The organism is Micromonospora sp. U21, assembly GCF_018070045.1.
Taxonomy (GTDB): domain Bacteria; phylum Actinomycetota; class Actinomycetes; order Mycobacteriales; family Micromonosporaceae; genus Micromonospora.
Genome location: NZ_JAGPYK010000002.1, coordinates 371,379 through 384,930 on the forward strand (window position 1 = coordinate 371,379; position 13,552 = coordinate 384,930).

Consider the following 13,552-nt stretch of genomic DNA (forward strand, 5'->3'; position numbering starts at 1 on the left):
TTACTCAAGGTCGGGTGGTACGGCGGCGGTTGGCGGCCAGGACGGCGATGTGCGCGCTGTTGAGCACCGCGGTTGCCATCAGGTCCTCGCGGGAGAGCACCACGGTCGCGTCCAGGTCTCCATACGCCTTCGTGTCCGCCTGCGGCTTGGCGGCGCTGTCCAGCTTGTAGATCCGCTCGAGAGTGTGCGACAGCTCGTCGAACGGCGCCGCCGCCGTCGCGGCGACCGTGACCTCGTGCAGCGCCTCGAGAAGCTCCTCGCCGCGGCCGTGGATGTTGCCGATCATGAGCAGCGCGGTGCCGGTTTCGCCCGCGCCCAGCGCCTGCACGATCGCGTCACGCAGCCCGCTCCCGGTGCGGTGTTCGCCGTCGAGGTCGACCACGCGCTCACGCCATCGCTCCGGGATCAGGTGCGAAGCGCTGCGGGTGGGAGTGCCGATGAGGAACACCCGCGTGGGGTCGATGTCCGGGATGATCGTTCCCATCTGGCCGTTGCGCTCGATCCGGTCCGGCCGGCAGTTGATCACCACGGCGACCCGATCACCGATCAGGCGACGCTCTTGCAGAAGCCGGATGTTCATCAAGGTCGAAGCGGGGTCGTTGGCCGCGAAGAGGTTCACCGCGGCGAAACGCCGCCCCTGGTGAGAGCAGGCGTCCACCCGCAGCACGCCGGGGTCCGGAGCCGCCTGCCACATGCCCTTCAACGCGGTGGCCCGGTCCATCCCGCCCAACTGCGCGACCGCCAGCGCCAGCGCCACGTTCTCCTTGAAAGTGATCCACCGGAAACGGCGCATCTCGGCGTCGGTGACACTGTCCGGATCGACAGCGACGAGCTTGCACCCGCGGCGATCGGACTCCTCCTGAAGGATGTGCAGGCGGTCCCGCTCCGCGGTGACGACCGTGCCGCCCTGCGGCATCGACCGGCTCAGCGACCGGGCAACGTCATCGAGCGTCGGCCCCATCTCCTCCAGATGGTCCTCGCGCACATTGGTAATCACCACGACGTCGCCCTCGATGAGCAGATCCTGGTTGACCTGCTGCAACTCCGGCAGCACCGCCATGCACTCGATCACCAGGGTGTTAGCGTCCGCGTGCACCGCCCGCCGAACCACCCCGGTCTGCTCGATCACGTTGACACCACCCAGGCCACGGCGGATCGGCACCTCCCGACCATTCGGATAGATCAGCCTGGCCGCTGTGCCGGTGGTCTTGGCGAACACCGTCCGCCGGGTGTCCGCCCGCAGCGCGCCAGCGACCAGTCGAGTCACCGACGACTTGCCCCGGATCCCGTTCACGACGATCCGCGTCGGCAGCCGTGACAGGTACCGACGGTGCCGCGCCCGCTCCACCACCAGGTAGACGAGCAGGGCGACGATGCCGACCCCTAGCGCCCACAGAGGGTCCGCCTCTGACGTCATCGGTGCCATCTCATCGAGGGCCGGCTGCCGCCAGGCATGCATGTCTCCGTCTTCATGGGCAGGGGAAAGGCTGGTAGGCCCGCCGCTGTCGGTAGGCGCCAAGGTGCCTATTGCGGGCCGGGGCGTCAGGCTAGTTGCAATACGTTTCCAAGGTCAATCGAAGGGTGAGTCCGTGTGAGCCGTGAGATGAATAACACCCGCCACAGCCACTTAACCTGGCACTGGACGCACTTCAGAAAAGGGTTCCCCGAGAGGACCAGGCGTCTCGCTTCGGCGAATCGATGGGCCTAAGATTTTTAGGCGCCCTCCACCCCTTGGCCTGCGTGAACAAGCGATTCTCGCGGGGTTGGCAACATCTGCCCCTGGGCCTGGTTGCCAGGAACGCTCCGGTACGAGCCGTACGAGAAACGGCAGGTCATAGCTTGTCCCGCCTAAGCGTCGGCAGGCCGAAAACTGTCACATCGCGTCGGAGGAGTTGACAACCTGAGAGAGATGCAACTGCGCGGGCAGCAGTGCTTTCACAACCTGTCGCCATCCAATGTGCGCCGTATCGGGGTTATGGGGGGCGACAATTCGGCCATCGGTGCGTGGCGAGTACACCGGCTCGGCTCGGCATGAATGACCGGGCGGTCAGAAGTTTCGAGGCAAATGGACGACGAATCCATCCCGCACACCCACATCTCTGGTCCTGTTGCGCCGGCTCTGTCCTTCAGCGCCCGGTTGAGAACCTCGTCGGAGAAGAACGAGCGACCCGATCGGTCCTTCACGCCGCCGTCGGTCGCCGGATTGTGAGGAGGTAGGTGCCGGCAGCAGGGTCGTCGCGTCGACCAACCTCGACCGTGGCAGCGGGTCTGTTGGTGGCCACGGTCATCACGTGCCGAGGTGCCGGGGGCGGCAGCCGGTGGATTGTCAGGCCCGGTCCGCCAGCGGCCTTGGACTGGGCTTCTGCGGTTGTCCAGGCGACTACCTCCCGCACCCGCACGATAGAACGCGATCCTGGCCTCCGCATGAAGCAGAGGTGCAGGCTCGAGCGGGCATTCGGTCAGGCCCCAGGAGCCCGCCATCCACGCTGGCGTACGCGTCGCCGTGAACACCGACGTCGCCAGCGGCACTGCCAATGCCGCGGCGCCCCCCAAATCGCCGGTCACGCCAGCGACGCCGAGACGGCCGGCGGTGCCGTCCAGCGTGCCGCCAACCTCACCGCTCACACCGCCAGTCAGGCCGGTGACACCGCGCACCGTTCCGCCCAGGTCGCCAACGTCACGGGCCACGCCGCCAGCCAAAGCCGGCGACACCATCCACCCTGCCACCCAGGTCGCCAGTGACGCCCGAGCCCACCAACAGCGAGCGGGTCCCGTGGGTGCCCGCGGAGTATGGGTGGGGCCGCTGGTCAGCTACTGCCGGATGAGAGGACGTCCAGAACGCCGGTGATACCCAGGACCCCGACGGGCGTTCCTACTGGGATTGGTGACGACAAGCTGCCTGCATGCCGCCTTCGCCTTGTTCCTAGCCCATGACGAGTGCACCGACCGGGCGGCCGGGGCGGATGTCGGCGCGGGTGTCCTTCCTGATCGGTGTGGTGGCGTCGATCGTCGCGAACGTTCTGGCGGCGCCGGACAACCTGGTGGCCCGGGTCATCTCCGCCCGGCCAGCCCTGGCGCTGCTGCTGGTGGTGGAGATGCTGACTGGCGGTCGACCGGCAGGCACTCCCGCGGACAGCGGCAAGGAGGTGGAAGAGTCTTTTACCACGTCTCCATAGGACCCAGGCCCGGTCATCGCACCGCCGACTTCGCAACCGCGTGCCGACCACCGGCAGGACCGCCCGGTGAAGACTCCGCCAGCTGGCAACGGCACCCGGCCGTCCGCTGCCGCCCGCGTGCTCGCCGCGCGCGCCGCCGACCCCACCGCCAACGTGGCGGACGTCGCCCGGCGAGCTGGCGTCACCGACCGGACGGCGCGACGACACCTCAACGGAACGCCGGTCGGTTAGCAGCCCTCGCCTGCCTCGGACAACCGACCGCATCAGCCTGCTCCTGAGCTGTCAGTCGTCGTCTTCCTCGCCCCGCTCCTGCGAGTACCCGGCGAGCAGGTCCTGAAGGCGGGTGGCAGTGTCGGCGCTGACCCGGCCGCCGTCGGCCGCGTCGGCGACCCGCTCGCTCAGTTCCCGTATCCGCTTGGCTCGGTCCTTGGGCTTGCCCCGGTCCAGATCGGCGAGCTTGTCCCGCAACTCCTCGGCCGTCTTTGGGTCGATCTCGCTCCGGCTCTCCGCGTTGTCGATCACCGCCGTCAGCTGGGCGGCCAGCTGACGCAGGGCGACCGGCGTGAGCCCGCCGGTCGTTGGCGGAACCCTACCCGGATCGGACGACCCGCCCGACGCCTCCGGCGCCGGCTGCTCGACGGGTGTGACGGCGACCGGTGGCGCGGCGGGCGGACTGTCCGGTTCGCCGCCGAGGGTAAGCATTCCGACCACCCCGACGACGAGGGCGGCCGCGACGAGCACCGCGAGCAGCCGATTCGACCGGCGCGGGTGGCCTGCCGGCGATGCGGCGCGCACCGGTCGCGCCGTGGGCAGCGACCGGTCGATCAGCGTGGGCGGGTGCGCGGGCGCGACGGCCGCCCGTCCGGCCGGCAGGGTGGGCAGGACCGCGGTGGGCGGATCGGCCGGCTGGCCGGCGCCGAACCGGGTGGTGAGCTGTGCCGCCGTGGGACGGCGGGCCGGGTCGGTCGCCAGGCAGGCGAGGCTGAGCTCGGCGATGTCGGTGGGCAGGCCGGGGATGCGCAGCGGCGGTACCGGGGTGCGCCCGGCGTGCACCTGCAGCGCGTCCTCCCAGGTCTGCACGGGCAGCGGGGCCCGGCCGGCCAGGGAGCGGTAGAGCAGCGCACCGAGGGCGTAGACGTCGCTGGCCGGATTGGGCGGCCCGGCGGCCAGCCGCTCCGGGGCGAAGTAGGCCGGGGTGCCCATCAGCGGTTCGCCTGTCTGTCCGGCGAGCGGGTGGTGCGGGCCGGCGAGCGTGGCAATGCCGAAGTCGAGCACCTTGGCGCCGGTGTCGGTGAGCATGACGTTGCCCGGCTTGATGTCGCGGTGCACCACCCCGATCCGGTGTGCGGCGGCGAGCGCTGCGGCGACCTGGCCGGCCATCCGCACCGCGTCGGGCCAGGCGAGCGGGCCAGCGGTGAGCCGGTCGGCGAGGTTGCGTCCCTCGACCAGCTCCATCACCAGGTACGGCACCACCGTGCCGCCGGCCAGGGTCGCCTCGCCGTAGTCGTACACCTGGGTGATGTGGGGGTGGGTCAGCCGGGCGGCGGCGCGGGCCTCGCGCTGGATGGTGGCCCGCAGTTGCGGGTCGACGGCGAACTCACCGGCGAGCGCTTTCACGGCGACGGGCCGGCCGAGCACCTCGTCTTCGGCGCGCCACACCTCGGACATCCCGCCGAGGCCGATGCGCTCGCACAGGACGTACCGATCGTGCAACCGGAGGGTGGGCGTGAACGGCGACATGGCCGTCCAGTGTGCCCGCCCGGCGGCACCAGCCATCAACCGCCCTGCCGCCGCCGAGCTGAGTGCGCCGAGGAGACAGCACTGGGGTACGGCGGCGGCGCTGAAAGGAGCCATTCGTTCGCACCTGCCCCCACCCGCAAGGCGATCGGGCTGAAGAACCGGTTGACCGTGACTGCTGGGAGGCAGAAGGCGAGTACCACGCCGAGCACGTCCTCTACCTCGTCTCCCCGCGGACTGGTCAGGATGCGCGACGTTAACAATGTCGTGATGACAATCCGCGATCTAGAAGGCGACGAGTCAGGCGGGTGTTGCGGGTTGACACAGCAGCTCACCCGTGGCCGGATCCTGGCACAGATAGCGAAGGTCTTCGTGCATCCAGCCCCATAACCAGTCCTGCCACAGGGGCTCACCACAGTGCCGGCACTCGGCACGTTGTTCCTCGGGCGCCGGTTGTGGCACCTGGGTCGATGTGTCTGGCGCGCTGGTTGTCACGGTTTTCCTAGCGTTGATGTTCCGGTTTGTCGTACCTCGGCCCATAACCTTCCGGCCGCAACTCCCTCGTCAGCGCGGGTGTTGGAAAGCTCTCGGTCGGCGCGCAGCCGGTAGAGGCACGGCCAGTAGGCCTGGCAGTCCCGGCACCGGCGAGGGTCGCCATCGCTTTGCCGATGTCGGTCTGCAAGCATCTGCCAGTTCTCCGCGGCCAGGTCCACGACGCCCTGTACCCGGAAGCGGCCGCGGTCACCCATCGGGGATCCGGTCAAGGCTGCTTCGCCATCCATGATCGCTGCCGATGTCACGGCCGTCTCTGCGCGCCCTCGTGGACATCCCCCAGTCCGATGACTTCAACTGGTCAGCACGACGACCACCATGGCAACGCACCCGATCAGCAAGGTCGTCCCGCCTTACTGGCATAGGGGCCACCACTTTTCGGACAGCTGGGGTTCGATGCGAACTAATTGAGTCGGCAGGCTCCAGCGCGAAGGTGAAGGCGGCGTCGTGTTGTCGGCCGACGGCCGCTCCGGCGGTGGGGTTTGAGGCATCGATTGAGCCATTGGCTGCTCCCTGCGGGCGTCCCTGCGCGCTGTTCGGGTCTGGATCGAGCGGGACCACCGGGGGTCGGGCGGTCCCGCCCCGTCCAGGAGGCCGCGCACTCGACCTTCCTTCTCCACCGGCGTGGGACATCGGCATGGCGTTACACGAACAAGTCGGGTGAACGCGGACTTGACCCCCAAGCTGCCCGCAACTGAAAGCGGCGCGCTCGTCCGTTCTCTGGGACGGGCGAAGGTGGACTTCAGCCAGTGCCGTGACCACAAACGTTGCCAGTGGTCGCGGCGAGGTCAGGCGGCCATCCGGGCATGGCTCAATGCCGCTGGTCGTCGCCTGGAGCCGTCGAGGCAAACGCCCTTGGGACGCCGCGTTAGCATCGATGTGTCGGCGCGAGCGGGCCACTGCTCGACCGAGGAGGGGTCATTGGCGGCGACACGGACATCGTTCCGGCGGTGGGCCGGCGCGCCCAGGTGGGTTCGGGTTGTGGTGATCGCCGCCGTCTGTGTCTTCGCGTATGGCGGGATGGTTCACCTGGGCGACCTGCTCGGGGTCCGGCCGGGTGGTCCAAGCTCGTCCATGCCCCTCTGGCTGATGTGGTACTTCACCTCGCTGACCGTGTTCGACCCGCTCGCGGCGCTGTTGTTGGCGCTACGTCGGCTTGAAGGGTTGTTGCTCGGCTGTGTTGTGCTCGTCAGCGACGCGGTGGCGAACGGGTATGCCAACTACGTGCTGGACACCGCGCCGGGGATCACGCTCGGCCGGATCGGGCAAGCGTTCATCACGGTGCTCGCGGTCGGCCTTATCGCGGCGGCGCCCAGGGCCGCGCCCTGGCTGCATCGGCCGGGACGTGCCAGCTAGTGCCGTGACCACGAAACGTTGACGGGTCAGGCTGCGCGGGTGGCGGGTTGGCCCCAGCGTCGTTGGCGTTCGCTGCGGATGCGGGCGCGTTCGCGGCGTTGGGCGGCCAGGACGTCGGGGTGGCGGGCGTTGGCGTTGCGCCAACGCAGGTAGATCTGCAGTTTCCGGGTCAGCGCCGGGTGGTTGGGGTGGTTGAAGCCGGCGATGACGAAGGTGCGCAGCGGCCCGAACTGGGCCTCGATCGGGTTGGCCCAGGAGGCGTAGGTCGGGGTGAAGCAGAGCCCGACCCTGTTCCGGGCCGCCCATGCCCGGATCTTGCGGCCTTTGTACGCGGACAGGTTGTCCAGGATGACGTAGATCGGCGCACCGTCCGGACGAGCGGCGCGGATCGACTTGAGCGCGGCCAGGGTGTTCGCGGCGCTCTTACACCGCCGCACGACGCCCCAGAGTTGGTCGTCGCCCACGGAGTAGCAGCCGTGGAACTGCCGGACGCCGTGCAGCTTGTGGTAGTTCGCGGGCAGCCGGTGCGGATGGCCCGAGGGGGCCCACCCGGTGCCGGCCTGGGGGCGGATCACGAGGGGTCCGAACTCGTCGAAGGCGAACACCCGCTGCGGGAAGTGGGCGCTGACGTACTCGATCCGGGCGAATTTGGCATCGCGCTGCGGGTCGGTGGACTCCTTCCACGTCTTGGTCCGTTGAAGGGTGATCCGGTGTCGGTGCAGGATCTGCCGCAGCCGTTCCCGCCCAATCCGGACCCGGCGGGTGGCATGCAGGCGCAGGTGGTCGGCGAGCTTGCGGATGCTCCACCGGGTGAACGGTCGCCCCAGCTTCTCGGGGCGGGTGTTGGCCGTCTCGACGATGAACTGCTCTTCGTCGCTACTGATCTGGCGGGGACGGCCACCCGCCCACTGAGACACCCCATGCCGATTCGGCAGGCGTCGCGGAAATGTGGGGCGTTACATCTACACTCGTCCGGCGCCGCCCCCTTCGCCACCTTCGCCGCACTCACCGTGCGCGACCTTGGCCGGGTACGGCCAGGAGCGGCAGGGCGTAGCGGTGGGCACACGTGATGATCGGTTGCTCCGTTCCGCCGGGGCTGTGGACTTATCAGTCGCACACCACGCCGTCCTTGTTCCGGTCGATGTACCAGGCGTACTCGGGGTCGACGCCGCGGTAGTACGGGCCGTAGCCGGCGTTGTTGGCCTGTTTGCAGGTGCCGAATCGCGGGTCGGTCGTGGGCGCGGGTGGAGGCTTCGGCCGGGAGCTGGTGGGCGCCGGCAGTGGCGTGGCCCGTGATGAGGAGCACGGTGTGGCGCTGCGGCGGTCGGCTCGGTGAGAGCGACTCGCAGCGTCACCTGGTTGGGCGCCGGCTTCGTCGCGCCGCGCTGTGCGTCATGTGCGTCCAAACTGCTGTGCCTGGGGCGGGCCGGGTCCGTGGATGCGGCGAAGAGCGTGGGCGGCACCTGCACCCCGGCTATGGCCGGGTCAGGGAAGCGGTGGCAGGTCCGCGAGGGTGGTTGGCCGAGGTGGTCGCTGAACGGTGATGCGCCCAATGGCGACCGGCAAGGAAGCCGCCGCACGATCGGCGGCGTAAGCGACCGCCCGGCCTGCGGCTATGGGAGCGGTGGTGATGTCGTCGGCCATGACGCTCAGGGTCACCTCGCAGGTGTTTGTTTCGACCATGCCGCGAACGGTCGGCGCGATGACGCCTTCCCACCGGTGTTGAAGGTTCGTCAGCTGATCGCGCAGATCGTCAATGAATGCCGGCACCGAGGCGTCCTCGGGTGCGAGGATCAAAAGGATGAGACTGACCTGAAAGACCTGCACGCAGGATTCACCCCTTCCCGCAATGAGAGCGGGTCCGGTCGGCGACCGCGGCTGCAGGCCCGAGCAGGTCCGACACGCCCTCCCTCAGGTCGGGCTCTGCGCCGTCCCGGGCGGACCCAGTGGCCACGCCCGTACAGCTTCGCGGGGAAGCGCTGACGGCGGTGGTGATGACCCGCTCGTGAAGGTGCTGCAGGTACCAGTCGAATCTGGGAACGGTCATGGGTACTTCCTCGACGGGGATGCCGGGTCGCGGCACACCGGCGGTGGTGAACGTCGCTGGCCACGCCGGGCAAATAACCGCGTCGAGTAGGTCACGCGGCGCGAAGGCCACGTGAGTTCCTCGTAGGGCATGCCATGCCGGGCTATTTTGCGGCTGGTCGAGTGGAGGCGGTTGCGGGGCAGCATGTCCGCGTGCCGGATCCGCAGGACGATGCTGCACACGCCGGGCCGTTGCCGAGGCATCAACCCCGACGATGAGTCCAGTCATCGGGTTTGCCTTCGTTACGGTGCGGCCGGGAGGGCAGCGGCCCCACCAACCGCGTTGCTGGGGGCGACGGAGGCGGTAGGGCCGCTGCGTCATCAGCCGGGAACGGGGGGGTCAACGTCCCCGACCGATGGTTTAGGACCAATGACCTACCGCCAGATCGCGGACGGCACCGCCGCGAAAGCCGCGACCGGCGAGTACCCGCCCGAATCCCGGATGCCGCCGTACAGCCAACTGTCCGCGCTCTACCGCGTCTCCATCGCCAGCGCCCAGCGTGCGGGCAGGCTGCTGCACGTCAAGGGTGTCGTCCACGGAGAGCCCGGCAAGGGAGTCTTCGTCAAAGGCCACACCTAGTACGGCGTCTCACGCGGGTCGGACGTTACGCCCGTTTCGTGGAGCTGCTACGCGAACCGGGCCGTGGGAGCGTTCTCGCCGACCAACCAAGCGACCACCTTCGGTAACCGACGCAGGGCATCACCGACTCGTGATACGCCTTCTCGTTGCGCCCTGTGCATAACACAGTGAATGTCCGCAGGCTCTGGCCCATCCCACGCCCAGCCGTCTCCCAGTCGCTGCCGGTGGGTGTCGAACCGCGGCGCAGCGCTTGGCTCGCCTATGCCGCTTCGCCGTAGTGCTGCCACGGATCGCAGCAAGCATCCGCCACAACTCGATGTCGAAACGCTTCAGACAACGGCGCGACGGTGGCGAACGGGTGGCTGTTCACCATGTCACCGTGCTGATCTGGGTGCCTCGCCATAATCGTGGTCGGTTGGGCCCGCTGAGGCTTCAGCGGCCCGCCTGCGGCTGCCGTGGCCTCTTTGGTGCCAAAGCGGGAACCGCCCTCAGTTCACCGTGCTGCGAACCTGTCCCGGTACCAGCCCCGTTCGTGGACGTAACGGTGCGTTGCCTGGCGAGGCCGATACGACGGATGCCCACGGGCGAGCGTCCAGCGGCAGGGGCGGGACGCCCGGCCCCTCCCCAACCTTCGGAGGGTGGTCCCGCTCCTGGCGCTATCAGGCGCGGTGCATGTGGTGTTCATTGACCATCGCGAACGCGTGCCGGGCATGACCGTCCACCGCCTCACCGGGTGGGCGACGCGCAGAGTGGGTCGGTCAAGTCCACTCTTGAGGCCAAGCAGGTGCTACTGTGGCCCCGCGATTTACCAGGTCGCTCACCGTGACGCGGTGCTCAGCCAGCCACCCCTGGGCATCTTTTATGGACCTTATAGTCCGTGAAAGGGAGGGTTGCGGGAATGCAAGGTGTGAGCTCCTGGCGTTGCCCGACTTGGGGCCGCTTCACCGCGCCAGCGTGGCAGTGCGCCGATGGCCGTTCGTCGTGGCGAGTGTCTGGACGTGCCGCCCGGGCCGCCGCAGCCGCGAGCGCGATCAGGTTAGTGGGGGTTGAGAGGCGTGGACTCAGGTCCGGTCAGCGGACCAGGTGGTCATCGGGTTCGCCGGCTCCGGCGTCCGCTGGTTCCCGTGGCCGGGGAACGGGCATGGCATGGCCGGTGAGCTGAGCGAGGCGGTCGCCGCGGCGCAGGCCGGTGACGAGAACGCCTTCCGCTTCCTCTACCGCACCCTGCAGCCGAGCCTGCTGCGCTACCTGACCAACCTGGTCGGGGCCGACGCGGAAGATGTGGCGTCGGAGACCTGGTTGCAGATCTCCCGGGACCTGCCCCGCTTCACCGGCGGCGAGTTCCGGGCCTGGACCGTCACCGTCGCACGGAACCGGGCCATGGACCACATGCGCCGGCAACGCCGGCGCCCGTCGTTGCCGGTGCCGGTGCACGCGCTCAGCGAGCTGGCTGGCGACGCCGACACCGCCGAGCGGGCTGGGGAGATTATCGGCACCGACGCCGCGCTCGCGCTGATCGCCATGCTGCCACCCCGGGAAGCCGAGGCGGTCCTGCTCCGGGCCGTCATCGGCTTGGACGCCGAGACCGCCGCGCGGGTGCTCGGGCGGCGGCCCGGCGCGGTACGGACCGCCGCGCACCGGGGGTTGCGGCGGCTCGCCGGGCTCATCGAGCGCTACGACCCGAGCCAACAACCGGGCGCGCCCGAGAGCAGCGCGCCGCCGCGGCCGCTCGGCAACCGGCGCAGACAGGTGCCACACGCCGAACCGGCGGATGGTTGACGTAAGGGGATTCAGGATGGGCTTTCGCCGCTCCGGCCGACTCGTCGACCGCGCCGTGGCCGACCGGCTCCTCGATGCGGCGCGCCCCGCAACGCCCACGGAGGGTGCCGTCCGGGCCGACCCGCTCGCCGGGCTGCTCGCCGCGGCGGCCGCCCCGGCGCGCCCGCAGGAGCTGGCCGGGGAGCAGGCGGCGCTGGCGGCCTTCCGGGCGGCCCGCGCTGCCCCAGCATCCGCGCATGCCCGGGTCCCCGGCCGCCGCCGGTTCACCGCCGGCGCCCTGGCCTGGGTCGCCGGGATTCTCGCCACTGCGACAGCCGGCGCCGCCTTCGCGGCGGTCACCTTGGACGCTCCTCGGGAGACGAACCCACCGCCCGGCCCGGCCACTCCGGCCCCCACCACCGGCCACTCAGGCGGATCGCCGAGCGAAGGGGGTGCGCCCACCACCGGCGACCGCAGCGGATCCCCGACCGCCCCGTCGGTCCCGCCGAGTCCCAGCAGCGGCCAGGCGCACACCACACCGCTCGGCGGGCTCTGCCGGGCTCACCTCGCCGAGCAACCAGACCAACGGGGAAAGGCGCTGAAGACCCCGAGGTTCCAACCGCTGGTCGTCGCCGCCGGTAGCACCGCTCAGGTCGACGCCTACTGCCAGCGCCTGGTCCCGGACGCCAAGCCCGCCAGCAAGAACGGGTCCGGTACGAAGAACAGCTCCAGCACCGGGAGGGGGTCCGGCACGGCGAAGAAGCCCGGCACGACGGCCGATCCGAGCCGGCCGGCGAAGGTTAAGCCATCCCACCCGGTCACCGGCCGGCCCACCGAGACCGGGGTACTGACCGGCCCGCCTCACGCAGCGCCGCCACCCAGCCCTGGCGGGGGCCACGACCGTTGAGGCTCGCTCGCACGGATGATCAAACTCGGCAGGCCCCTCGGGGCGGAGCTGAGCGGTGACCGGCTGACCCTGGCCGACGCCAATCCCGCCGAGGGTGTTTTTCCCGCCCGGCCGTCGGTGTTTGGCTCCGGCGACAGCGGCTCGATCAACGCCCACTGAGCACCGGTCAAGCCGGAGGGGTAACCACGACATTCGGACACCGAGCCCGGCTGCGGTCGCCGCTGTCACGCCGTCCACATCAGACCATCTCGAACACGCTCATAGGCAGCGTGCATTGCCGTAATGCGCGTGGGTGGATGCTGCTGGTGGAAGGATGGAATATGTGGGAAATGCCTTGGCTGAAATGACTAAGCCTCAGATCTCGCCGCTTGCCGGCGAGCCGATCGAACGTACCGATGCCGAGCGGCTGGCGGGGTCCTCAAGGCCCTCGCCGATCCTGTCCGGCTGCGGCCGCTCAGCCTGATCCAGTCGGCCCCCGAGGGCGAGGCGTGCGTCTGTGACCTGACCGCGCCGGTCGGTCTCTCCCAGCCGACGGTCAGTCACCACCTGCGTATCCTTACCGAGGCCGGCTTGCTGGAGCGGGAGAAGCACGGCGTGTGGGCCTACTACCGGCTGGTGCCGAGCGCGATCGCCACGATCGCGGATCTGCTGACCCCGCCACGCAAGCGATCAGCGTGGAGAATCCACTGACGGGTGACAATCTCACCGTGGGGGCGGGTGCGACCTACCTCCCCTGTGGCGATGCGAACGGCTCATGAAGGGTTGCCTTCGCCCAGTTCGTTGTGGGGCAGTCAAAGACACCCGGTAGGACCGCGGCTGGACCGTGGGCGACGTCACCAGGCACACCGGTGTCAGTCGCTCGACCCTCTTCCGCTGGCTCGCCGGCGACTGGCAGCAGTATCCGGAGCTGGCCAAGGTATGCGGCCTATGCGCCGCACTCGACCTGCGACCCAAGCAGGTCGTGTCAGGGGGCTGTTCGACTCTCATCGCCGGTGCCGAGACGGGCCGCGCCTACACCGTGCGCCGTTGCACTGGGCGACCACCCCGACCGCGGGCACGATGGGTGCGGCGGTCGCGGGTCGCGGCAGCACCCTCTACGGGGACACGTTGATCGGGATGGCCAACGCGACAGTGTTTGCGGGCAAGGCCGAGCGGCGGTCCACCGCCACCGCCGCATCTGCTGGTCCAGTCGTGGAGATGTGCTGATCCATCTGATCTACCTGCACAGGACGTCGGTACCTACGACGCGTCGAACCGACACGCGTGGTGGCCCTTGCGTGCTGGGCTCCGTGGCGTCGTGATGCCCAACGAGCCGGCGATGGGCGCGGTCGTCGGCTTCCGGTCGGCGTCACCCTCGACACGGAACGGGGTGCGCAGGCGGGTCATCGCAGCCGAACTTGC

The 13,552-nt window shown here is 69.5% G+C and carries 12 protein-coding genes and 3 pseudogenes; 10 read left to right on the forward strand and 5 right to left on the reverse strand.

Annotated elements, in window-relative coordinates; genetic code table 11:
• Positions 1 to 4 precede the first annotated feature (4 nt).
• Entirely contained in the window at positions 5 to 1,417 is a 1,413-nt protein-coding gene (gene pgsB / locus KBX63_RS04420; RefSeq protein WP_210908425.1) for a poly-gamma-glutamate synthase PgsB, read from the reverse strand.
• A 1,513-nt stretch (positions 1,418 to 2,930) separates the two neighbouring features.
• Between pgsB and KBX63_RS04425 the strand changes: the two genes are divergently transcribed.
• Positions 2,931 to 3,176: a hypothetical protein gene (locus KBX63_RS04425; RefSeq protein WP_210908427.1), complete on the forward strand. Its 246-nt coding sequence runs from the start codon at positions 2,931 to 2,933 to the stop codon at positions 3,174 to 3,176.
• 66 nt (positions 3,177 to 3,242) lie between these two features.
• Positions 3,243 to 3,407, forward strand: a complete 165-nt coding sequence (locus KBX63_RS04430; protein ID WP_210908429.1) for a hypothetical protein — start codon at positions 3,243 to 3,245, stop codon at positions 3,405 to 3,407.
• Between the two features lie 51 nt (positions 3,408 to 3,458).
• Here KBX63_RS04430 and KBX63_RS04435 read toward each other — a convergent pair whose 3' ends face one another.
• Complete coding sequence (locus KBX63_RS04435; protein WP_247661629.1) at positions 3,459 to 5,030, reverse strand: serine/threonine-protein kinase; 1,572 nt, start codon at positions 5,028 to 5,030, stop codon at positions 3,459 to 3,461.
• 1,416 nt (positions 5,031 to 6,446) lie between these two features.
• On the opposite strand from KBX63_RS04435, the gene KBX63_RS04440 reads away from it, so the two are divergent.
• Entirely contained in the window at positions 6,447 to 6,821 is a 375-nt protein-coding gene (locus tag KBX63_RS04440; protein WP_307871609.1) for a hypothetical protein, read from the forward strand.
• A 26-nt stretch (positions 6,822 to 6,847) separates the two neighbouring features.
• Here the strand turns inward: KBX63_RS04440 and KBX63_RS04445 are convergent.
• The 3 genes and pseudogenes from KBX63_RS04445 to KBX63_RS04455 form a co-directional block, all read right to left on the reverse strand.
• Positions 6,848 to 7,732: pseudogene (locus tag KBX63_RS04445) on the reverse strand (IS630 family transposase); the annotation flags it as partial.
• A 196-nt stretch (positions 7,733 to 7,928) separates the two neighbouring features.
• Complete coding sequence (locus KBX63_RS04450) at positions 7,929 to 8,102, reverse strand: excalibur calcium-binding domain-containing protein (RefSeq protein ID WP_210908585.1); 174 nt, start codon at positions 8,100 to 8,102, stop codon at positions 7,929 to 7,931.
• A 204-nt stretch (positions 8,103 to 8,306) separates the two neighbouring features.
• Positions 8,307 to 8,648, reverse strand: coding sequence for a hypothetical protein (locus KBX63_RS04455; RefSeq protein ID WP_210908434.1), 342 nt, complete (start codon positions 8,646 to 8,648; stop codon positions 8,307 to 8,309).
• Between the two features lie 628 nt (positions 8,649 to 9,276).
• On the opposite strand from KBX63_RS04455, the gene KBX63_RS04460 reads away from it, so the two are divergent.
• The 7 genes and pseudogenes from KBX63_RS04460 (at position 9,277) to KBX63_RS04485 (ending at position 13,357) form a co-directional block, all read left to right on the forward strand.
• A complete protein-coding gene (locus tag KBX63_RS04460; RefSeq protein ID WP_210908436.1) occupies positions 9,277 to 9,486 on the forward strand; it encodes a GntR family transcriptional regulator in 210 nt (69 codons plus the stop codon).
• 1,146 nt (positions 9,487 to 10,632) lie between these two features.
• On the forward strand, positions 10,633 to 11,265 hold the full coding sequence (locus KBX63_RS04465; RefSeq protein WP_210908437.1) for an RNA polymerase sigma factor: 633 nt from the start codon (positions 10,633 to 10,635) through the stop codon (positions 11,263 to 11,265).
• Between the two features lie 16 nt (positions 11,266 to 11,281).
• Positions 11,282 to 12,151: a hypothetical protein gene (locus KBX63_RS04470; protein WP_210908439.1), complete on the forward strand. Its 870-nt coding sequence runs from the start codon at positions 11,282 to 11,284 to the stop codon at positions 12,149 to 12,151.
• A 15-nt stretch (positions 12,152 to 12,166) separates the two neighbouring features.
• Positions 12,167 to 12,310 carry a hypothetical protein gene (locus KBX63_RS04475; protein WP_210908441.1) on the forward strand — a complete coding sequence of 48 codons (144 nt, stop codon included), beginning with the start codon at positions 12,167 to 12,169 and terminating at the stop codon, positions 12,308 to 12,310.
• A gap of 154 nt (positions 12,311 to 12,464) precedes the next feature.
• Positions 12,465 to 12,841, forward strand: a pseudogene (locus KBX63_RS04480) (ArsR/SmtB family transcription factor).
• Positions 12,842 to 12,959: 118 nt separating this feature from the next.
• A pseudogene (locus tag KBX63_RS36635) lies at positions 12,960 to 13,097 on the forward strand (XRE family transcriptional regulator); the annotation flags it as partial.
• Between the two features lie 80 nt (positions 13,098 to 13,177).
• Positions 13,178 to 13,357 carry a hypothetical protein gene (locus tag KBX63_RS04485; protein ID WP_210908443.1) on the forward strand — a complete coding sequence of 60 codons (180 nt, stop codon included), beginning with the start codon at positions 13,178 to 13,180 and terminating at the stop codon, positions 13,355 to 13,357.
• Positions 13,358 to 13,552 lie beyond the last annotated feature (195 nt).

Excerpts from the sequence above, each read along its gene's own strand:
- pgsB (WP_210908425.1), bottom strand. The coding sequence starts at position 1,417 with ATGACGTCAGAGGCGGACCCTCTGTGGGCGCTAGGGGTCGGCATCGTC.
- KBX63_RS04425 (WP_210908427.1), top strand. The coding sequence starts at position 2,931 with ATGACGAGTGCACCGACCGGGCGGCCGGGGCGGATGTCGGCGCGGGTG.
- KBX63_RS04435 (WP_247661629.1), bottom strand. The coding sequence starts at position 5,030 with ATGGCTCCTTTCAGCGCCGCCGCCGTACCCCAGTGCTGTCTCCTCGGC.
- KBX63_RS04460 (WP_210908436.1), top strand. The coding sequence starts at position 9,277 with ATGACCTACCGCCAGATCGCGGACGGCACCGCCGCGAAAGCCGCGACC.
- KBX63_RS04465 (WP_210908437.1), top strand. The coding sequence starts at position 10,633 with ATGGCCGGTGAGCTGAGCGAGGCGGTCGCCGCGGCGCAGGCCGGTGAC.
- KBX63_RS04470 (WP_210908439.1), top strand. The coding sequence starts at position 11,282 with ATGGGCTTTCGCCGCTCCGGCCGACTCGTCGACCGCGCCGTGGCCGAC.
- KBX63_RS04475 (WP_210908441.1), top strand. The coding sequence starts at position 12,167 with ATGATCAAACTCGGCAGGCCCCTCGGGGCGGAGCTGAGCGGTGACCGG.